This window comes from Agrobacterium sp. 22-3639C2 (assembly GCF_053522105.1).
Genome location: NZ_JBNWDB010000004.1, coordinates 294235 through 314443 on the forward strand (window position 1 = coordinate 294235; position 20209 = coordinate 314443).

Genomic DNA, 20209 nt, shown 5'->3' on the forward strand with positions numbered 1-20209 from the left:
ATTAGACCCTTTCCACAAGCTTTTGACCGAAGAGCCCGGACGGGCGGATCAGCAGGAAGGCAAGGGCCACGACATAGGCGAACCACCCCTCGATGCCGCCGCCGAAGTACTCACCGATATAGACCTCGGCGAGCTTTTCCGACGCGCCGACAATCAGACCACCGATGATCGCGCCTAGAATGGAATCGAAGCCGCCGAGAACGAGCACCGGCAGAGCCTTCAGCACTACCAGCGACAGCGAGAACTGCACCCCGAGCCGCGCACCCCAGAGCAGCCCGGCGACCAGGGCAACGAGGCCTGCCGCCGCCCAAACGCTCGCCCATATCCAGGGCAGCTTGAGACCGACGGCAAGCGCCGCGAACTGGTCATCCGCGACGGCGCGGAAGCCGAGGCCGATGCGGGTGTAGCGGAAGAAGGCCGAGAGAGCCGCCACCATGCCAGCCGCGACGACTGCGGCAAAGATGTCGAACTGGCTGATGAAAACGCCACCAACATCAAAGGGAATGTCCTCGATACCGAGATCAAGCCCATGAACCTGCGTACCCCAGAGGAGTTGGGCCGCTCCCTCGATGATGTAGGAGAGGCCAAGCGTCGCCATGAACAGCGTGATCGGTGGCTTGTTGGTGAGCGGCCGAAGCACCGTACGCTCGATCGCAACACCGATGACGACCATGATGGCAAAGGTAATGGCAAAGGCAGCCACAAAAGGCACGCCACGCTCGACAAGGCTGACAAAGGTCAGCGCCGCGAACAGGAGAAGCGCGCCCTGCGAAAAGTTTAGGACACCCGATGTCTTGTAGATCAGCACGAACCCGATGGCGACGAGGGAATACATGACCCCGGAGAGCAACCCGCCGACCAGGACCTCGGTAAAGAACAACCAATCAAACGCAGCCATCAGATACCCTCCCCGTCTTCGTTTTCCGGCGCAGCGCCGAGATAGGCATCGATGACACGTTGATCGCTGGCAATTTCCGCAGGTGTGCCATCGGCGATCTTGCGCCCGTAGTCGAGCACCGCGATGCGGTCGGAAAGACCCATCACCACGCCAATGTCATGCTCGATCAGAACGACGGTGACCGCATATTCGTCACGCGCGAGACGCACATAATCGGCAAGTTCGTTCTTCTCCGTCGCCGTCATGCCAGCCATGGGCTCGTCAAGCAGCAGAATGCGTGGCTCGGCGGCAAGCGCACGCGCCAGTTCCACCCGCTTCTGCAATCCATAGGGCAGCGTGCCGGCAAGCCGGTCAACATGGGGCGTCAGATGCAGAAAATCGATGATCCGCCCTGCCCGCTCGCGGGCATCGGCCTGCTCGCGACGAGCGCTCGGCAGACCGGCTATCTGGCTCAGGAAATTTGCCCGCTCGGCGTAAGCCCGCCCCGTGGCGACATTATCGAGAACACTGAGACCCTTGAACAAGGCGAGGTTCTGGAACGTCCGCGCCACGCCGAGACTGGCGAGCTTCTCAGTCGGCACTGGACGATAGGCTTTGCCATTAATCGCTACATGGCCACGATCCGGGCGGTAGACGCCTGAGATAACATTGATCAGCGAACTCTTGCCGGCGCCGTTGGGCCCGATAATACCCAGGATTTCGCCCTGCCGCACGGCCAGGTCGATATTCTCCAGAGCGACGACGCCTCCAAAGGAGAGGTCAATACCGCGAAGCTCCAGCACGAGTTCTTTGGCGGCGTCCAGCGCGTGGCGTTCTTGCCCGGCATGCTCGCTGGGCAAGGCAATGTGTTGGCGAATGTCCGTTGGGATCGCCACCTCCGCGCCAAGACTTGCAACCAGAAAACTCGATGCTGACATCGTTCAGTCCATGCTCCGCCCAATGGGCACAGGTTTCCAATCACGAAGGCGGTCCCGCCCGTGGTCCAGGCGGCGGCCGAAGGCCGCTGCCGTCCGATTTGCGACATTACTCCGCAGCGATTGCTGCGCTGATTTCCGCCTGTTCCAGTTCGCGCACGAGCGGGATGACATGCTTGCCGAAATACTCGACTTCTTCCTGAAAATGCAGGAAGCCCAGCAGGATAAGGTCAGCCCCGGCGCGTTTGAGGTTCACCACGCGTTCGGCAACCTGCCGCGGCGTGCCGATCAGGTTTGAGCGGAAGCCGTCATTATACTGAACGAGGTCTTCGAAGCTCGACTTCGCCCAGTTGCCCTCGCCTTCGGGAGAAGACTTGCCGGCATTTTTTACCTCATGGCCGAAGGCATTGACCGCTTCCGGATTGGCCTTTTCGATGATCTCGGCAAGCACGGCTCTCGCCTCTTCCTCGGTCTCGCGCACGATGGCGAAGGCATTCACGCCGACTTTGACCGCATGGTTGTTTTCTTTGGCCTTGACGCGAATGTCATTCACCTGCTTGGCGATTTCCTCCGGCGTGTTGCCGTTGGTGAAGTACCAGTCGGATACGCGGGCCGCCATATCGCGAGCCGCACGCGACGAACCGCCCTGGAAGATTTCCGGCTGCGGATCAATCGGCTTCGGCTTGAGGGAGTAGTTGTTGAAGCGGTAGAAATCGCCGCGGAAGGTGAAATTGTCTTCCGTCCAGATGCCGCGCAGAGCCCGGATGAATTCTTCCGAACGGCGGTAGCGTTCGTCGTGATCGAGCCAAGGCTCGCCGATGGCGTGAAACTCGCCGCGGAACCAGCCGCTGACGATGTTAACGGCAACGCGACCGTTGGTGAGGTGATTGATCGTGGCAATCTGTTTGGCGGCAAGCGCGGGGTTCCACGGACCAGGCAGAATGGCGGCGATGACCTTCAGCGTCGTCGTCGATTCCAGCAGGGCGTGACTGAACGACACGGATTCATGTTGGAATTCGGCACCGTAGCCGGCGGTGAAGCGGATCTGGCTCAGCGCGTAATCGAAGCCGCTCGCTTCGGCGATCTGCGCGAGCTTGCGGTTGTAGTCAATTGTCCAGCTGGTGCGCTGCTCGATGTTCGAGATGACGAGGCCGCCGGACACATTCGGCACCCAATAGGCAAATTTCACGGGCTCGGCGTGGTGTTCAGTCATGGAAATCTCCTCTTTTCTGATGTCAGTTCGCGACCGCGTCGTGTGAAACGAGACGAAGGGCCGAACGGTGATCGTCGGCGACAAGGTTTCTGGCTGGCAGTAGATCGATCAATTCGGCAACGGCACGCTCGACGCGCGCCTCAACCACGGGGTTCGAGAGCGTGTATCCGGTGAAATCCGCCTCGACGGCGTAGACCGTTGTTGGCACTGTAACGGCGCCAAAGAAGCCGAACAGCGGCCTGAACTGATGCTCCAGCATGAGGCCATGCAGTGCTGTACCGCCCGTTGCCGCAAGGATCACACGCTTGCCTTGAAGCGCACGGAAATCGACGAGATCGAAGAGATGCTTTAACGCGCCGGTGTAGGATGCGCGGTAGACAGGCGAACCGACGACAAGTACGTCGGCACCTTCCACAGCATCAATAATCCTGCGGCCGGCCTCATCCAGTTGATCTGCGCGAAGAGCCCTGAACAGGATCGGTGCCGCCACAGCCAGATCGACCGTGTCCACAGAGACGCTTGCCCGTCTCTCGATCGACTTCAGGATGTCCGAGACAATGCGTGCCGTGCGTGACGGTTGTTTAACGCTGCCGCTTATTCCAAGTACGTTCATTGTTCGCCTCACTCTTGTTACCTTTAATTTCTATAGTTTTCATAGATAATCAAAGATGCAAATTCCAAAGTGAGGGCATTTTGAGGAAACCAATCTTGTGCATTCGCCCTCTGACGCAAAGGACTAAGCAGGCAGTGCCAGTGAGCAGCGAAGCGTTTAGGCGCCACGTCGCTCGTTTGTCGTGACCGACATACAAAAACAGTCGCGTTCTCCCTCACCAGAATTGAATATGAGGGTGTGGCTCATTTCACTGTATTAATGGCATGCCAGCCATCGAACCGCCCCGCATCGATTGATGAATGACTGACGAGCGATCTACGTCGATAAAATGCACACTTCGGTAGCGCCCAAGTCAGCGCATGTGCGAAGGATAGGTGTCATCGACTGCGTGCGGTCTTTCCGGCATGGCATTTTGCGGGTCGCCGCCATAAACCGGCGGAAAACGGACCATTTACCGGATCTCTCTGCACAGAGAAGCCAAACCTCCGGCATGTATGGCGTCGACTGCGTTTTAGCGACAATCAGCATTCGAGGTCTTGTTGGAGGCACGCGACCGATTGAGAGCAAGAAATTAAATGGTCTTGGTCGCGGTTCCGATATAGTCGGTTATCGTAGACCTAATCTGCAGGGCGTTGCATGGACCAGATACTCGCCATACGAACATTCGTTCGCGTCGCCGAAGCCGGATCTTTTACCAAGGCTGCGGACACAATGAATCTCCCACGGTCGTCAGTTAGCAAGCTCGTGCAGGATCTTGAAGCACATCTCGGGACAAAACTCGTTGAGCGGACCACCCGGTCGGTGACAATGACCACGGAAGGTATTGCCTATCACCAGCGCGCCCTTCGCCTGCTTGCAGATCTGGACGACATGGACGGCACCGTCGCTGGCGCCCGCAGCGCGCCCAAAGGAAGGCTTCGGATTGATATTGGTTCTGTCCTGGCGAACCGGATCCTCATCCCGTCCCTTTGGGACTTCCAGCGCCAGTATCCGCAGATAGACCTGCTTCTCGGCGTCAGTGATCGATCTGTCGACCTTATTGGCGAAGGGATCGATTGCGTCATTCGTGGTGGTTCACTTGGCGATTCATCCCTCAGGGCGAGGAAGCTATGCGAACTCGACTATGTGCTCTGCGCAGCGCCAGTTTATCTCGCCGGAAAAGAACTGCCGATGCATCCAGACGACATTCAGGCGCATCGTGTCGTCAGCTATTTTTCGGCGTCATCCGGTAAACGGTTCCCGCTGCGCTTCCAGCGCGGCAACGAGCAGACCGAGTATATGCCGATGTCAAGCGGCATTTCCCTCAACGAAAGCACGGCGCATTTGAATGCGTTGCTAGCCGGGTTGGGTATCGGCCAAAGTTTCGGATTCCTGGCAAGACCTAATATCGACAAGGGTTTGCTGATCGAACTGCTTCCTGACTGGAAGCCTGAAAACCATGTTTTGCACCTGGTCTATCCCGCTGACAGATTTTCAAACCCGCGGCTGCGGGCATTCTCGGACTGGGCGGCGAAAGTGTTTGAAGGCGTCGACGCAAGGCGCGGCGCGGCGATGGATACTGTCCATACAGATGGATAATGTCTCCATACGAACTGGCTTCTCCCTGCAGGGCTGAGGAATTACGTTCTGCACATCGGACGGCGACGACAGGCCCAAGGCCGGCGCCACCTCCCGCATAGCTTTAGACCGTCAACAGGCCGCGAATTCGGACTGACCCTTTCGCGCGCCCAGCCTTAGGAGAATAAAATGACCAAGAGACTAGCAAATAAGATTGCAATCGTGACCGGTGCAACGAGCGGCATTGGCCTGTCGACCGCCAGGCTTTTCGCAACCGAAGGAGCCCGGGTTTACATTACAGGTCGCCGCAAGGACGCTCTGGATAAGGCCGTCGCAGCGATCGGCCACGGCGCCGTCGGCATACAGGCGGACTCGGCAAAGAACGACGAACTCGACGACGTCTTCGCCCAGGTGAAGTCGCAACAGGGACGCCTTGATGTCCTGGTCGTCAACGCCGGCGGCGGCAGCATGCTTCCCCTCGGCGAAATCACCGAAGAGCAGGTTGACAACACGTTCGCCCGCAATGTGAAGGCGGTCATCTTTACTGTTCAAAAGGCTCTGCCACTGATGGGTCAGGGTTCGTCGATCGTTCTAACGGGTTCGACCGCCGGCACAGAAGGCACGGCCGCATTCTCGGTCTACTCAGCCTCCAAAGCGGCCGTCCGCAACCTCGCCCGCTCTTGGGCTCTCGATCTCAAGGGCACTGGCATACGCGTGAACGTCGTTTCCCCCGGAGCAACGCGCACGCCCGGACTTGTGGAGCTTGCTGGTGATGACAAGGAGCAGCAGCAGGGTCTGATCGACTACCTAGCTTCCCGTATTCCGCTCGGTCGCGTCGGTGAGCCCGACGAAATCGCCAAGGCGACCCTCTTCCTCGCCTCCGACGATGCGAGCTTCGTAAACGGCGCCGAACTGTTTGCCGATGGTGGCCAAGCCCAGGTCTAAATCCTTGGACGGGAGCGGGCCGCGCCCGCTCTTTTTTCTCCTGGGGCACCAGCGTTCACAGACCCATCAGAATGCACCAATCTGTTTCGATGAAGTCGCTCTGGTTCAAACGGCCTCCAAAAAGCAACGTTGAATCGCTGACTGGTCAGGACTTCAATGAATGAGATACGTTGGCTTCGTTTATCGCGGAAGACGATGATAAACTTATTCTGATGATTGAGAGAAAATATGGAAATTGAATCCAATATCGACATCGTATCCAATGAGTTGGAATCTTTTACCATTACTCGGGTTGAGGCCAAGAACCCAAAGTGGATTGCTTTGTTCGCAGTCGGTCGTGGCGGTAATCCGTCACGCCACCGTCATTTGCTGCAGACCTTGGCGAACGGGAATTACACGGTCATCGCACCACACTTTGAAATGCTGACCTCAATCGCCCCGACCAAGGCCGAGTTGGACATGCGCATCCGCAGGCTCGAAGCATCTATAGACGATTGCACCTCCAGCAATCTCCCCATCGTGGGTATCGGGCATTCCATTGGAGCGACGGCCATGCTCGCCCTTCAAGGTGCCGAGGGAGAAACCCTTGATGGGCAGCAACTGATTACAGGCTCTACGCCACGCCTCGAGCGACTGGCAGTCTTGGCTCCGCCAACGGACTTCTTCCGCCGACCAGGTGCGGTTGACCGTATCAAGATGCCGATGAAAATCTGGGTGGGAGCCAAGGACACAATCACGCCCCCGGCCCAGTCTCGTTTTCTCATGGATGCACTAGCCGCCCAGGCATCTGTGGCGCTCCAAGTTGATCCCGATGCCGGCCATTTCACATACATGGACGAATTGCCACCAAATGTCCCGGAACCTCATCCAGATCGACACACTTTTCTCGCTGGCTTGGCCGATGAAGTAACCGCGTTCTTAGTCGCATAGCGGCTAATGCGGTTAGCAGATAACCGTCATGCCGCGACCGTGGGACAATTATTGCTTTTAAAACACCCGGTAGGTCCGTGTGCTGTCAGCGATTTGTCCACGCGCCCCGCCAGACAGCCTTGAACAGGTCGTTTACGCGTCAATCGACGCCAACGTCTTTCCACTTGGTCTGCTGGTCGAGGAAAGTGGCTCGCTGCGTTGCCTCAATGCTCGCTGATAGTGCGGCGAGTTGCGAGGGCCGGCCACCAGTCGCGCTCAGATTCGCATGGGCAAAATGATCGAAAAGACCGTGATTGAATAAACTGTTAGCTCTCACGGAGCCGAGAGCTCGATCCACTGATGTGGAATACCGGGCACGTCAGTTCCAGCTTTAAGGCCAGCTCGGCCACCATGGCACAGAGAAAGGAGAAAAAGCCAATCCCTCAACTAAACCCTGATCAGAAAATCGTACTCGGAGGTGGCGCACTTCTCCTTGGAAATCGGCTCGGTTCCTCATTGAAACCGATGTCCGGGGTCAGGCACGGTCGTAAGTGAAGGACGTCAGCAATGTCGTCACGAAGTTGCTCGCCCGTTCCTTTACAAGCACTTCAGTCCACTCGTCGGTTCCTCGAAGTCGAAGATCGGAGTGGATGCTGTCGACCGCAGCTTCTTCAATACGTTTTATATGGGCCTTGAAATTCGCTTCTCCACCGTCATGGTACATGTCGCGAATGACCATGCGCAGGATTTCCTGGATAGCGATTTGCCACGACGTGTTGATTGCCTGGAGCTCGTTATTATCCGGTGCCATGGGGCTGCTTTCGTTAGAGTGTCACCAGCATGACGCCGTCATGTTGTGGGGTCGGCGTGCAAGGGCAAGGTTAGGCTTGTCTTGCCTTGCGGTTAGCGTAGCGCCGGTCGCGTTCAGCCTTTCGCATCGTCTCATCTTCAATGACCCGGGCTATACGTGCCTTTTCGGCACTCTCCCGCGCTTCGATTTCTGCGACTGCGACCGCCTCAATCGCTGCCTGGCGCTCCAAAGCGTCGGTCTCGATACGTTGCTGTTCCTCAAGCTTCGTGCGCTCGCGTTGAAGACGTCGCTCTTCTCGAGCTGTGGCAATGGCTGCTCGTTCTGCCTGTCTTGCCAGCCTGGAAGGTTCTAAAGCGGTCTTTGCCGCGCGGTACGCATTGAGCAGAGCAGCTTTGGCTTCGGTAGATGCGGCGCGACGGTCGGCGACGTCATTGTTTCGGGCGTTCTTCATGGATATCCTGATAATGAGTGGAAGAGAGATCATCGCGTTTTTGGCGCGTTTTATGACCGGATTGATGGAGCAGTGCCCTGCCTTCTTGGCGAGACGTGCCGCTGGCAGCCATTCGGTCTACGGGGCGTGAGCGCCGTATTCCGACACTACCGCAAGGTTGCTTTTGACAGAAAATTACATCTGGATGCCGGTGAGGCAGATCGTCGTCTGCGAGCCGGATCCACTTTGTTTTTCTGCTCTTGCAATCTCAATTGGTTCGGCTTGAAACCGAAACGAAAAAGGCCAGGCAAAACGCCTGACCTTAATGAAGCAGCTTCCGACAGTGCCAGTACATCCGTGGTCAAAGGGAAGCAAATCTTGATTTATGCGGCCTGCAGATTGGTAGCAGACATCTTGCCCGACTTGTTGTCGCGCTCGAGTTCGAAGCCGATCTTCTGGCCTTCAACGAGCTCGCGCATTCCGGCGCGCTCGACAGCGGAGATATGAACGAACGCATCAGCGCCGCCATTGTCGGGCTGGATGAAGCCGAAGCCTTTGGTGGAATTAAACCATTTTACTGTGCCAGTGGTCATGTTGAACCCTTTCAAAGCATAGAGTGTAGGACCGCGAAGCTGATGCTGCGCAGCGAGGAAACCGACTATTTTTGAAATGGAAGTTCGCTTAAAGCGCGGTGCCAATCGCGCGGTAGACAAAGCTCGGCAAGCAAAAGATCGATGATTTATGTATAATGTACCGAAATCGTCGCGTCAACGATTAGTTTTCATATTTTGTGTATTCGCCTTAGGGTTGTACTTCCTGAGCGTTGCATGAGGCTGGTGCTTCGAATTACTCCGGATTTATAGACAGCTTATCCCACCTCGAGAAGAACGTTAGGCTGCGCAACCTCAAATGGCGTCGGCAATCAATGTCATCCACACGCCGACTTCCACGGAATCCGCGCTCCAAGCTGGGTCGAGTAGGCATGGCATTTTACGGCGCTTCGTGCGGTTGGAATTTCTTTTGCTGGGCCGCGATCGACATCACGCGATGGTGAGCATTGTGAAGATGAAGCAGGGTAGCTTGTCTCGATCCAGATCGTTGATCGCGCCTCGGCGTGCGCGGTAATCAAGGAGGTGACGTATCGGCATGTTTTTGGCAAAATGATGCAAGGATTGCTGGCGGAGCTCTAACATTGGTGACTGTTCCTAATAATACGAACGCGACGACGTACGGAGTGAAACCATGAACAGGCAAGAGCCCAGGCTTTCCTGGTGGATCGCGCGTTGGGTTTTGCTCGCGCTCGCTATTCCCGGGGCATCGCAATCCGCGCTGGCCGATGCACCAAGACTTGGTCCTTTCGAACTCCCCAAGCCGCGTGAACTGACCATTTTCAAGAACGACGAGAACTTCAGCCCCTTTGAGGCTCTGAACGGGTCTTACGCATCGGCAAGATCATGCTCCGCCGTCCCTCACGGTCTGTGGATCGAAGTCGACGGCAAGGGCGATTGCATTCGGTATTATCCGCAGGCGCTGGTAGATGGCCAAAATCAGACGGCCCTGGTTTATTTCGGTGGCGACGTGATGTTGCGCAATTCCAAAGGCGTGCGTTTCATATCAGATTCCTATCTGCGCCAGTCACCTGCCACGATAGCAGCAGAAATGGCGGATTGGGCGCTACAAGCCGGCTATCCCGCAATCTTCATTGCCCGCCCGGGCATATATGGTTCTTCTGGCGACCATAACAAACGTCGCCATCTGCGCGAAATTGCGCTGATGGATCGCGCGCTCGACCTGATCAGAGAAAGGCATAAGGTATCAACTTTCATCCTTGCGGGTCATTCCGCAGGCGGACAGATTGTTGCCGCCCTCTTGAACCGGCGCAGGGACATCTCGGCCGCCGTTATCACCTCCGGTCTGGTTTCGGTAAAGCAGGTATCCGCCTTCTGGGAGCGGCGGCGGCGGGTTCCTGGCAAACTGCTTTACAATTCATCAGAATTTTACGATCCCGTTGATGAAATCGACCGTATTCCGGCCGATCATCGGCCAGAGATCTATATTCTGTCCGATCCGGAAGATCGTACCGTACCATTTTTCAGTCAGCTCTTTTATGTCAGGCGCCTGCGCGCCGCAGGCTTTGAGCCACACCACGTCTACGTTCAGGCGACGGACCGCCAACGCCATATTCTGGCATATCACGGTCGCCTCGCTGCTGCCCTGATCGCTCAAGGCAAGTCCCCGGTCGAAATCCGTCGTGCCGTGCATGAAATGGAACTTGAACAATTCAAATAGCGGTTCGCTTTGGCCGCGTGCAAACTGGCCTATGTGAGGGTGCTGCGGTCGGCGTTATTCTTCAACCATTCTACCAGTTCGTGCATTCCTGTGCTGTGCGAGCCCTTGAAAAGAACAGTGTCCCCGTCTACCAGACGCTCACGAAGAATTTCCTTCAGTGCCTGACGAGATTCGGCATAGAGACCACGCGAGGACGGCGAAAGCGCTTTCCAGAAGTCGCTATAAAGGTCACCCGTAGCATACACCTCATCGATCGACCGGTCCTCTATAAAGGCTGCGAGCTCGGTATGGTAGGCGGCCCCGCCGGGGCCAAGTTCCGCCATCTCTCCCAAAACAGCAATCCGCCGCCCACCTATGTGATCACCCAGGCGGGCCAGAGCAGCGCGCATCGAACCCGGATTGGCGTTATAGGCATCATCGATCACGGTGAGCCGGCGTCCGTCAAGCAAGAGGTGAATTTCTTCACCGCGTCCCGGCAGAGCCGCGAAACTTTCCAGTTGGGCGATCGCTGGTTCGAGTGGGTGACCGAGTACGGAGATCGCTGCGAGAACGGCCAGGCCATTCAGCGCCATGTGAGATCCGGCCGCGCCGATCAAGAAGCTGACCTCCCGGTTCCTGATCCGCGCATGAGCGTGCCGGCTTGCCGCGTCATAGCGCAGCAGCTGGCACATGCATTCCTCCGAGGTGCCGTAGGTGACAATGTCAAGCTTTCGCCGAGAAGCCGCATCATGCACCGTGTCCCATTCAAGCATATCGCGGTTGAGGACAGCCGTGTCGCCCGGCTCCATGCCCAGAAATATTGCGCTTTTGGTCCGTGCGATGTCGGTAACCGTGCTTTTTTCGCCTAGGTGGGCAGGTAGAACATTGGTAAAAATAGCGACTTTCGGACGCGCCATACGGGCACTTATGGCCATTTTGCCGATGGCGAGTTCCAGCACCACATGTGGAGTCTCCCACGGGATGGAAGCAAGGTTCCACGCCACGCCGGCGGGCAGGTTCGCATTATGGTTGCTTTTGGCGACATTGCCCCAAGCCGAAAGCGCGTGGGCAAGCATGGCGACAACTGTCGTCTTACCGGCACTACCGGTCACGGCCAACACACTGCCAGTCATCCGGCTGCGCGCATAGTCGCCCATCGCCAGAACGGCTTGCATATTGTCCGCAACCTTCAGCACCGGCCCCTGCTGGCCACTGGCAAGATCCGGTTCTGTTGTCATGAAACCTGCCGGTTTTGCCCGATTGATCAGTACATTCACCGGCACGCCTGTTGCGTCCTCATTGCCACGCAAGACGACCATGTCTGCAGGTTGCATCGCAGGTGCGTAGGTGCAAAGACCCTTTGCAGTCCAGCCGTGGGGCGGTTGACGAACCCAGGTGCCGCCCGTCGCGGCAGCGATATGCGCCGCATTCCACTGCCTGCCACCAGGAATGACCTTTGACTTCGATAATCTGGCGACACGGAGCCTGTCAGATGCGGCATGTTGGCGTACAAGTTCGCGGAAAGCTGCCCGCTCTCTAAGATAGCTGCGATAAGCAACGAGGCCGGAAAGGTAGTGCTCGACATCGTCTATCCGCACCCGGAACGCATGGTGACGGATGAAGAATGAGCCGGCGATACGGTCGGGCTTGCGATAATACATCGCCATTTCCGGCCAGAAATGGCCGTTAAGCAGATGGCGGGCGCGTTTCTCAAGCGCCCTTTCGAAATGCACCAAATCGATGTCACTCAGTAGGCCGTGCAATTTGGGTTCGGCAGCAATCCGCGACAGCGTCTGGCGTGCGGCCATCATCAATTCGAGCAATGTCGGGAAGGTGGTGATCCGGTTCTCCACGAAATCGAGATAGTCAGCGATGTTGCGGATGGCAAAACGGAAGTAGCGCTCCTCGGGCCTGTGACGCGTCAGTTCATTGACGCAATAGCCGAGCCAGTGATCGTGATGTTTCCAGTGATCGCGGGCGATGAAGTGATTGAATGCCCGCTCAACGGTTTCTAGCCACCTCTCATCGCCGGTCAGGTCGTAGAGTCGTATGAGACCGAAGGCTGCCTCGCCTTCGTAATAGATGGTGCGATATTTCTGTTTGATGGCAAGACCGGGAAAATGAAGGACATGCACGAAGGCGCCGGTCTGCGGATTCTGCATGTGGCGGATGCCGAGAGCGAGCTGGTCTGCAAGTCCCCTCCATTCTGTTTTACCGGTGGCGGCCATGTATTTCGTCAGGGCGAGTAGCGCAACGGCGTTGCCGCCAAGCTTGATTTCACCGTCGGCCTCAACGAGGAACGCAGCTTGCGTGCCATCGGGAAGGACGGTGGGCTTGATCAGCCTGGCCTCGAGAGCGACGAGCGCGCGTTCGATTGCATTTTTCAGCTGCGCGTCATGGGTGACTTCCCAGGCCTCGATCATGGCATAGGTCGTGCTCGCGTGCCGCAAGGCGTTATAGGCCTCTATGCGTCGGTCGAAACAGGCATGGTAACCGTAGACAAAGAATCCGTCTGCTTCGACCTGTCGTGCAAGATACCTAGAGGAGTCACGAATAAGTGACAGTACCACCCCGCCGTCCAGCCTGTCGATTGTCCGGCGTCCGGCTTCAATGCCCATTCCCTCAATTGCGTGGAGCCTATCGGCTTCATCGCAGAAGACACCTTTTGTCGAAAAGAGAAAGATCGCTTTGTCTTGCAAAAAGCTGAGAGCTGGCAGATCTTCATAGCGAGCGCGAGCATAAATGCTGAAATTCTTCTCGTTCAGCACGGCATTGGTGATGGTGTTGCCGCCATAGAGCATCGCATTTGCGTTCAGCTCCTGTTCCGTGAAGGCATGGCGGAATGCCGGATCCAGCGCGATGCCAAAGCGAAAATAGTTACGCTTCACTTTGCCGAGCAGTGCGCGCAGCTGAGGCCATGTCGTCTGTTCGGCAATCTCTACCCAATCGACACGGAGCCAACGCCCCTCAATGTTTTCGGAGGCCATGGCGGCGAACAGACTGGTTACTCCCTGCTGCCATGCCGACTCAAGCGATGGCCCTGACGCATTAATGACACGGGCGCGCTTGTCACCATCGGATACCGAAAAGAACAACGTCACGGATGGCAGCGGCTGTGCCAGTGGGCGGACCCGGCCGCGCAGAAAGGTCCGAATACTCGAAAGCCGCTGTTTTATGTCCCGTGGTTTCCTTGCCAGGTCCACTCTTGCCTCAACGTTCACGCAATGCCTCCCGGGCCTTGTTGAAAGGCTTGACGAGATATTCCAGTACGGTCTTTTCACCCGTATGAATATCGACGTTCGCGACCATGCCCGGCACTATCGGAAACTCACGACCGGCGGCGTTGACCAGCGCGTCCTTCTCGGTCTTGATGAATACGCGATAGTAGTAAATCTCCCGGTCGACTTCATCCTGTATCGTGTCGGGCGAAATTGTCGTGACTTTGCCGTCGAGACTGCCATAGACGGCGTAGTCGTAAGCGCTGATCTTGACGCTCGCGCGCTGGCCCGGATGGATATAGGCGATGTCGCGTGGCGATATGCGTGCCTCGATGAGAAGCTCATCACCCAGCGGGATGATGTCCATGAGCTTGCCGTTGGGCGGGACAACACCGCCGATTGTCGACACCTCTATGTTCTTGACGATGCCGCGTACCGGTGAACGGTGTGTCAGGCGAGCAAGACTATCCGCCCGGCCAGTCACCACCGGGGAGAGCGAATTCACCTCCGCATTCGCCTTCGTCAGTTCCTCGCGCGCCTTCACGAGATATTCAGACTTGATCTCGACCTTCTTGAGTTCGAGTTCAACGATCTGCCTTCGTAGCCGGATGACCTCGACATTGCTGGCCGCCCCGATGGACCTCAGTTCTTCGTTGAGTTTCAGTTCACTTGCGACAAGCGAAAGGGATTCCTCGATCCAGCGCAGCGACTCCTCCAGCGCGTGCCGTCGCGCCGTGTAAAGTTCAGTCTCCGATCCAGTCAGTCCAGGATAAGCGTTCAGCGCCGCGGGGAAAGTCAGTGGCGTGCCATTGACTTCAGCTTCAAGCCGCGCCGCGGCAGCGAGCGTGGCACGATATTTTGCGGCACTTTCCTCAACATCGGATTCGCTTCTTGTGGGATCAAGCTGCGCGAGAATCTGGCCGGGCTCGACCACCTGGTCCTCGCGCACATGAAGCGTTGCGACAATACCCCCCTCCAGTGATTGTATGACCTGTTCGCGGCTGGTGGGGATGACACGGCCATCGCCGGTTGAGACCTCATCGAGCGTTGCGAAATAGGCCCAGACGAGCATAGCCACCAGAAGAGTGACGAAAAGTTGCACGACGCGTGTGGACCGGGTGAGGTTTCGACCGTCATCGTCGCCGAATGCCCAACCGCCGCGCCTGGAGAAATCGCGTTCGCTGAATGCCGCCATTTACACCTCCTGTGTCGTCTTGAATGGAAAGCTGTTGGCCGCCGCTGCGGGCTTCGCTTCCGACATTTTTCGGCGCACGCCGTTCGGCGCCACAGTTTTTTTGACACCACGTAGGGTGTTGAGAACCTCCTCCTTGCTACCATCGAGAACAATTTGCCCGCTCTCTACAACGACGATGCGCTGAACAAGTTCAAGAACGCGCATGCGGTGCGTTGCGACGACGACCGTTCGCTCCGCACTCCAGGATCGCAAGCGTTTTATGAACTCACGCTCGGTCGCTTCATCCATTGCTGCGGTGGGCTCATCAAGCAGGACGACGGATGGGTCACGAATGAGAAGGCGTGCCAATAGCAATGCCTGCTTCTGTCCGCCTGAGAGGCCTCTTCCACCTTCAAGGATCGGGTGGTCGAGACCACGCGGGAACTTTCGCACGAAATCATCCGCTCCCGTCATCGAAAGTGCCTCAAGAAGCAATGGTTCGGGTGCGTGCAATGCGCCTAGGGTGACGTTTTCACGGATCGTGCCGTGAAACAGGCGCATATCCTGCGTCAACAGCCCTACATTGCGACGGACATCGGAAGGGTCGATCTGTGAAAGTGCAAGGTCATCGATCAGCAATTCACCGGCTGCCGGTTCAACCATGCCCGCCATAGCAAGGAGAAGGGTCGATTTGCCCGCGCCGTTTTTGCCCAGAACGGCAACTTTTTCACCAGCGGCAATTGTCAGGTCACCGATGGCAAGCGCCGGCCGGCCTGTACCCTTACCGTAGTGAAAAGCAGCACCCTTGATCCTGTAGGCGCCGCGCAGGGTGGAGACACTTACTCGTGTCTCGTTGTCGGGATGATCCGAAGGCATGCGCAGAATGGCATCGATGCTTTTCAACCCGACTTTAGCCTGCTGAAATCGACCGAGGATTTGTGTCAGTTGCGCCATGGGCGCCATCATGCGGGAGCCTAAAATGGAGCAGGCAACGAGGGAGCCCGTGGTCATGTTGCCTTCCATGACAATCGGCGCGCCGACGAAGACCACGGCGGCGAATGTTCCAGTTTGCACTGTATGGCTCCACGCGGCAAGACCATTGGTAATGGCGCGCAGGCGAAGCTGTCCGTCAGCAGACACGGCATTGTAATGGTTCCAGCGCTGCTGAAAGTGATCCTCAGCCTGTAGTGTTTTGATGTCCTCTATGCCCTGAACGGCTTCGACAAGCATGGCATTGCGCAGTGAAGATTCCCGCATTGCCTCATTGGCGGCAGCACGCAGCCTGCGCTGTGCCAACAGGCCCGGTAAGACTAGAAGCAACAGTGCCGCAACCGGGATGATCACAATCGGCCCGCCAATCAGCCAGAAGATGAAGAGGAACAGGATGAAGAATGGAAGGTCGGCAATTGCTGACACTGTGGTGGAGGTCAAAAGTTCGCGCACCTGTTCCAGGTCGCGCAACTGGGCAATGAATGTGCCAGTTGAGGTAGGCCGTTCCTGGTTCTTTACCCGTAGCGCATGACCGAAAACGAGATCGGAGATTCGCATGTCTGTGCGCTTGCCGATGATATCGATGATGCGGGTGCGCAGACGGCGCATGATAAAGTCGAAGAACACGGCCATCAGCACACCGATGAACAAGACATAAAGCGTGTTGAAGGACTTGGCCGGCACCACCCGGTCATAAACCTGCATTGAGAACATCACGCCGGCCAGCGCCAGAATGTTGGCAACAAGTGATGCCAGCATGACATGACCATAGGAGCCGAAGTCGCGAAATGCGATCGAACGGAACCAATGTTCCCGGTAAGGGGCAATGTAACCGTCGACCCGCTCATCGACGGTTCCGCGTTGCGGCCGCGCCAGAATGATGAATTCGGTCTGCGACAGCAGAACGTCTAGCGGCAAGACCGTTGCAACGCTGCCTTCTCCGCTCAGCACGATGGACGCGTCCTTCCTCGCAGAAAGACCCGTTACGACGCCCACGGCACCGTCCTTGAGCTTTACGATAACCGGTAATCGCCAGCTGCTGAGTAGGCGCGGTGTCGGGGCTGCCTGTTTTATCTGCAGGCCCATTTTGCTTGCCAGGCGCGCAAGCCAATCATATGTCTCGATCGCCTGAAGTCCTTCGGCGAGTTGTTGTGCCCCGCCGGGCGAGAACGGCACACCATAATGACGTGCCACATATTGGAGGGCCTCGCTCCAGCTCGCAAAATCAGTGCCGGCAGCATTAGGATCAGGCCATTGTTCCGTCGTCATGTCGGAAAGGGGCATGGATATTCCTTTGTGACGACATGAGGGCATTGATGCCCCCATGCCGGCCTTGGATCGTTCAGACTACAGTCGAGTGCGTGGGGTTCAGTTCATCCTCGGCCACCAGGTGCCCGAATGGATCGACAGGCAGTTCCACCGGCTCGGGCATCTCGAATATATCCGTCCGCTCTTCTGTTGAACTCAGATCGGCGTCACCGTCCTCAGGTTCGCTGAGGGCAGCCAGATCATCGAGCGGTACCGTCAGTTCCTCCGTATCGTCCTCAATCAGTTGAGAGAGCCGGTCGTCATTGTCCGAATTTGATGCGGGCGGGTCGTCGCTTGCCGTAACGTCGATGGTATCAAGACCGGATATGTCTTCGGCTACGAACATCATGGCCTGATCCGGCACGCCCGCGCCGGCGGGATCCACGGTCACGACCAGCGAGGATTGCTCAGCCACTCCTGAAGGATGGATCAGCTGATATTCAAACGTGTCGGTTTGCGGCGTATTGAAATGCGCGAGATCCGGGTTCAGCGCGTAGCTGTAGCTGCCATCCGCATTGATGGTCAGTGTACCATATTCGCCATCGATCGTTCTGGCATCCGTCACATCAACGAAGCTCGTTCCGTCAAATATTTGGAACTTCGTGAAAGTGGAGCCCAGATCGTCATTGGCAAGCAGGTTGCCGCTATCACCGGTCGCAGTCCCGACTTCATATTGGTCCGTATATGTCACATCGATATCAGTCGTTATGGTCGCCGAGACGTTTACCAACGTGCCACTCAAAGTGGAGCGGACACGGTACGTGCCGGCAGCCAGATCAAGTTCAGAGAGGTCGATCGATGCCACGGTGCCGAGACCTCCAACAATGATATTGAAGGAATCGGTTGCCACCTGCTGCCAGCTGCCTGGTGTCGTTTCTCGTTCGAGATGGAGCGCCCCATTCGACAGCGCAGCAAGCAAGACGGAAACGCTAATGCTGCCAGAGACCTCCATACTATCAGTAATGACGAAGCTGCTGCTGATATAGGTGCTCGTCTGCCCCAGGCCCCCTGAGAGCAATGTGGAACCGGTGGTGGTATAGAAATTGTCGTCCGTGACATTGTCCCAAACGACCGAAGCGTTTGCGCTATCGCCCGTCGCGGCAAATTCGAACGTCGCTGGAAGGCTCGGGTCGGTGTCACTCCAGGTCATAGTCACATTGTCGCTGCCAATCTGGACATAAAGGGTGGCAGCGCCAATATTGCCGTCTGCATCCACTACCGTGTATTCGAACCTGTCGACCTTGCCGATTCCCGCTCCATTCGCGAACGGCGTGTAGGTATAGGTGCCATCGGCTAGGATCAGAAGCTCGCCGAAATCGCCTTGTACAGTAGTCCCATCCTGATCAACAGTCTGGCTGTCGACGCTTTGAACTGTTGTTCCGGCCGGTACGTCATCATTATCGATGACGTTGCCGCTCACCTCGACAGCTTCATAACCTCCAACTTCAGTAAAATTATAGTCGGTGCCATCAAGGGTTAATGTGCCACCAACTCCTACGCCGAGCAGGCCCGTAAATCCCATGAATGCGCGGTACTCTCCCGGATCAAGTCCCGGTACGGTGCCGCTTGTTCCGCCAAAAAGTGACAGTGATAGGATCGTGGCAGGTCCTCCACCGTCAATGCTTGTCCATTGCTGCGTTGCGGCGTCCCACTTTTGCACGACAAGACTATAGTCGCCGAGAACGCCAGCCCCGAGTATTCCACTGAAATCGAAATTGAGATCCTGTTTGTGACCGGTCTCCACGTCAAATTCGACTGTATCTGCAAATAGCTGAAGATCGAGACCTGCAAGGCTGACGACAGCGAGGTAGGTGTCGCTTCCAAGCGGAACATTTTCCGTCACTGTCGGCAAGAGATTCACTTCAGCTGAGGCCACGTCGTCCGTGGGCTCGAGATCTGCGTCAGCATCCGCATCCGCATCCGCATCGGCGTCCGCATCGGCATCTGCGTCCGCGTCGGCATCCGCATCCGCATCCGCATCCGCGTCGGCATCCGCATCCGCATCCGCGTCGGCGTCCGCATCGGCATCTGCGTCCGCGTCGGCATCCGCATCGGCATCAGCATCCGCATCGGCATCCGCGTCGGCATCCGCATCGGCGTCAGCGTCGGCATCCGCATCCGCATCCGCATCCGCGTCGGCATCCGCATCCGCGTCCGCATCGGCATCTGCGTCCGCGTCGGCGTCCGCATCTGCATCCGCGTCGGCATCCGCATCCGCATCCGCATCCGCATCCGCGTCGGCATCCGCATCCGCATCCGCATCGGCGTCAGCGTCGGCATCCGCATCCGCGTCGGCGTCAGCATCGGCATCCGCATCCGCGTCAGCATCCGCATCCGCATCCGCGTCAGCGTCAGCATCACCGTCATCGCTGGACGATCCTCCAAGAGCGAGGGCTCCCCCGCCAGCCAGCAGGCCCAGAGCGACAAGACCGAGGACGGAGCCGTCACTTGTAGCGGCGCCAACCAGTTGATCTACGCCCTCTATTTGTGAAAAACGAAAGTCAGCCAAGCCGTCGCTATGCTCACCCAGCCAGAGGTTGCCATTTTCATCCTCCAGCACCAGCTCGCTGTGCTCACCATCCATCTCGCGGAAAAAGTGCCCGATGCGGATGGTCTCGCCGGAACGCATCCGAAGAAGGAGATCGTCACCGTCGCGCACGAAGTCGGAGACCTCATTTTTATCCGCGCGAATCCGCACGATGCTCGGTTTTTCGATATCAAGTTTATCGAGCGACACGGTCTGAGAACCACCGGCGGCCTTGTCGGTAACGATCGCAACCATGAAACTTTCCTCCTGCAACGCGGTAACATCGGCGACAGAAATTCCTGCCGCCCGTGACATCAGGCAACATGTAAGAAACTGGATTTTCGCAAGCGACGACCGCTGAGAAGCAAGCAGCCCCAAAATCAACGGATCGGTTTATCTAAACGTCGGAAATAGTCTTCCGATCGCCTCTCCCA

General features: G+C 57.2%; 15 protein-coding genes. 4 read left to right on the forward strand and 11 right to left on the reverse strand.

Annotation, left to right across the window (positions count from 1 at the left end; genetic code table 11):
- Position 1 precedes the first annotated feature (1 nt).
- From ACQZ6D_RS18665 to msuE, 4 genes are all read right to left on the reverse strand, one after another.
- Positions 2-898: a branched-chain amino acid ABC transporter permease gene (locus ACQZ6D_RS18665; protein ID WP_065662859.1), complete on the reverse strand. Its 897-nt coding sequence runs from the start codon at positions 896-898 to the stop codon at positions 2-4.
- Positions 898-1815, reverse strand: a complete 918-nt coding sequence (locus ACQZ6D_RS18670) for an ABC transporter ATP-binding protein (RefSeq protein ID WP_112524637.1) — start codon at positions 1813-1815, stop codon at positions 898-900. Before ACQZ6D_RS18670 ends, ACQZ6D_RS18665 begins: the two co-directional genes overlap by 1 nt.
- Before the next feature lie 106 nt (positions 1816-1921).
- A complete protein-coding gene (gene sfnG, locus ACQZ6D_RS18675) occupies positions 1922-3025 on the reverse strand; it encodes a dimethylsulfone monooxygenase SfnG (RefSeq protein WP_019567191.1) in 1104 nt (367 codons plus the stop codon).
- Between the two features lie 22 nt (positions 3026-3047).
- A complete protein-coding gene (msuE, locus tag ACQZ6D_RS18680; protein ID WP_448730325.1) occupies positions 3048-3638 on the reverse strand; it encodes an FMN reductase in 591 nt (196 codons plus the stop codon).
- 636 nt (positions 3639-4274) lie between these two features.
- Here msuE and ACQZ6D_RS18685 point away from each other — a divergent pair.
- The 3 genes from ACQZ6D_RS18685 to ACQZ6D_RS18695 all read left to right on the forward strand — a co-directional run bounded on the left by ACQZ6D_RS18685 (position 4275) and on the right by ACQZ6D_RS18695 (position 7070).
- A complete protein-coding gene (locus ACQZ6D_RS18685; RefSeq protein WP_080802211.1) occupies positions 4275-5216 on the forward strand; it encodes a LysR family transcriptional regulator in 942 nt (313 codons plus the stop codon).
- A 168-nt stretch (positions 5217-5384) separates the two neighbouring features.
- The gene (locus ACQZ6D_RS18690; RefSeq protein ID WP_019567187.1) at positions 5385-6140 is read left to right on the forward strand and encodes an SDR family NAD(P)-dependent oxidoreductase; all 756 of its coding nucleotides are present in this window, start codon (positions 5385-5387) and stop codon (positions 6138-6140) included.
- Between the two features lie 228 nt (positions 6141-6368).
- Entirely contained in the window at positions 6369-7070 is a 702-nt protein-coding gene (locus ACQZ6D_RS18695; protein ID WP_448730324.1) for a hypothetical protein, read from the forward strand.
- A 514-nt stretch (positions 7071-7584) separates the two neighbouring features.
- Here the strand turns inward: ACQZ6D_RS18695 and ACQZ6D_RS18700 are convergent.
- The 3 genes from ACQZ6D_RS18700 to ACQZ6D_RS18710 form a co-directional block, all read right to left on the reverse strand.
- Positions 7585-7860, reverse strand: a complete 276-nt coding sequence (locus ACQZ6D_RS18700) for a hypothetical protein (RefSeq protein ID WP_003519315.1) — start codon at positions 7858-7860, stop codon at positions 7585-7587.
- Positions 7861-7930: 70 nt separating this feature from the next.
- The gene (locus ACQZ6D_RS18705) at positions 7931-8311 is read right to left on the reverse strand and encodes a DUF6481 family protein (protein WP_003519316.1); all 381 of its coding nucleotides are present in this window, start codon (positions 8309-8311) and stop codon (positions 7931-7933) included.
- A 362-nt stretch (positions 8312-8673) separates the two neighbouring features.
- Positions 8674-8883 carry a cold-shock protein gene (locus ACQZ6D_RS18710; protein WP_003519318.1) on the reverse strand — a complete coding sequence of 70 codons (210 nt, stop codon included), beginning with the start codon at positions 8881-8883 and terminating at the stop codon, positions 8674-8676.
- Between the two features lie 649 nt (positions 8884-9532).
- Here ACQZ6D_RS18710 and ACQZ6D_RS18715 point away from each other — a divergent pair.
- On the forward strand, positions 9533-10579 hold the full coding sequence (locus tag ACQZ6D_RS18715; protein ID WP_174073323.1) for an alpha/beta fold hydrolase: 1047 nt from the start codon (positions 9533-9535) through the stop codon (positions 10577-10579).
- A gap of 29 nt (positions 10580-10608) precedes the next feature.
- Here the strand turns inward: ACQZ6D_RS18715 and ACQZ6D_RS18720 are convergent, their stop codons facing one another.
- From ACQZ6D_RS18720 to ACQZ6D_RS18735, 4 genes are all read right to left on the reverse strand, one after another.
- Positions 10609-13545, reverse strand: coding sequence for a Mur ligase family protein (locus tag ACQZ6D_RS18720; protein WP_448730323.1), 2937 nt, complete (start codon positions 13543-13545; stop codon positions 10609-10611).
- 223 nt (positions 13546-13768) lie between these two features.
- Entirely contained in the window at positions 13769-14971 is a 1203-nt protein-coding gene (locus ACQZ6D_RS18725) for an HlyD family efflux transporter periplasmic adaptor subunit (protein ID WP_038497353.1), read from the reverse strand.
- Positions 14972-17224 carry a type I secretion system permease/ATPase gene (locus ACQZ6D_RS18730; RefSeq protein ID WP_174073319.1) on the reverse strand — a complete coding sequence of 751 codons (2253 nt, stop codon included), beginning with the start codon at positions 17222-17224 and terminating at the stop codon, positions 14972-14974.
- A 58-nt stretch (positions 17225-17282) separates the two neighbouring features.
- Positions 17283-20030: a BapA/Bap/LapF family large adhesin gene (locus ACQZ6D_RS18735; protein WP_448800658.1), complete on the reverse strand. Its 2748-nt coding sequence runs from the start codon at positions 20028-20030 to the stop codon at positions 17283-17285.
- Between the last annotated feature and the right edge of the window lie 179 nt (positions 20031-20209).

Bases quoted from the DNA above. Each gene is read 5' to 3' on its own strand.
- ACQZ6D_RS18665 (WP_065662859.1), bottom strand. From the start codon at position 898: ATGGCTGCGTTTGATTGGTTGTTCTTTACCGAGGTCCTGGTCGGCGGG.
- ACQZ6D_RS18670 (WP_112524637.1), bottom strand. From the start codon at position 1,815: ATGTCAGCATCGAGTTTTCTGGTTGCAAGTCTTGGCGCGGAGGTGGCG.
- sfnG (WP_019567191.1), bottom strand. From the start codon at position 3,025: ATGACTGAACACCACGCCGAGCCCGTGAAATTTGCCTATTGGGTGCCG.
- msuE (WP_448730325.1), bottom strand. From the start codon at position 3,638: ATGAACGTACTTGGAATAAGCGGCAGCGTTAAACAACCGTCACGCACG.
- ACQZ6D_RS18685 (WP_080802211.1), top strand. From the start codon at position 4,275: ATGGACCAGATACTCGCCATACGAACATTCGTTCGCGTCGCCGAAGCC.
- ACQZ6D_RS18690 (WP_019567187.1), top strand. From the start codon at position 5,385: ATGACCAAGAGACTAGCAAATAAGATTGCAATCGTGACCGGTGCAACG.
- ACQZ6D_RS18695 (WP_448730324.1), top strand. From the start codon at position 6,369: ATGGAAATTGAATCCAATATCGACATCGTATCCAATGAGTTGGAATCT.
- ACQZ6D_RS18700 (WP_003519315.1), bottom strand. From the start codon at position 7,860: ATGGCACCGGATAATAACGAGCTCCAGGCAATCAACACGTCGTGGCAA.
- ACQZ6D_RS18705 (WP_003519316.1), bottom strand. From the start codon at position 8,311: ATGAAGAACGCCCGAAACAATGACGTCGCCGACCGTCGCGCCGCATCT.
- ACQZ6D_RS18710 (WP_003519318.1), bottom strand. From the start codon at position 8,883: ATGACCACTGGCACAGTAAAATGGTTTAATTCCACCAAAGGCTTCGGC.
- ACQZ6D_RS18715 (WP_174073323.1), top strand. From the start codon at position 9,533: ATGAACAGGCAAGAGCCCAGGCTTTCCTGGTGGATCGCGCGTTGGGTT.
- ACQZ6D_RS18720 (WP_448730323.1), bottom strand. From the start codon at position 13,545: ATGGCCTCCGAAAACATTGAGGGGCGTTGGCTCCGTGTCGATTGGGTA.
- ACQZ6D_RS18725 (WP_038497353.1), bottom strand. From the start codon at position 14,971: ATGGCGGCATTCAGCGAACGCGATTTCTCCAGGCGCGGCGGTTGGGCA.
- ACQZ6D_RS18730 (WP_174073319.1), bottom strand. From the start codon at position 17,224: ATGCCCCTTTCCGACATGACGACGGAACAATGGCCTGATCCTAATGCT.
- ACQZ6D_RS18735 (WP_448800658.1), bottom strand. From the start codon at position 20,030: ATGGTTGCGATCGTTACCGACAAGGCCGCCGGTGGTTCTCAGACCGTG.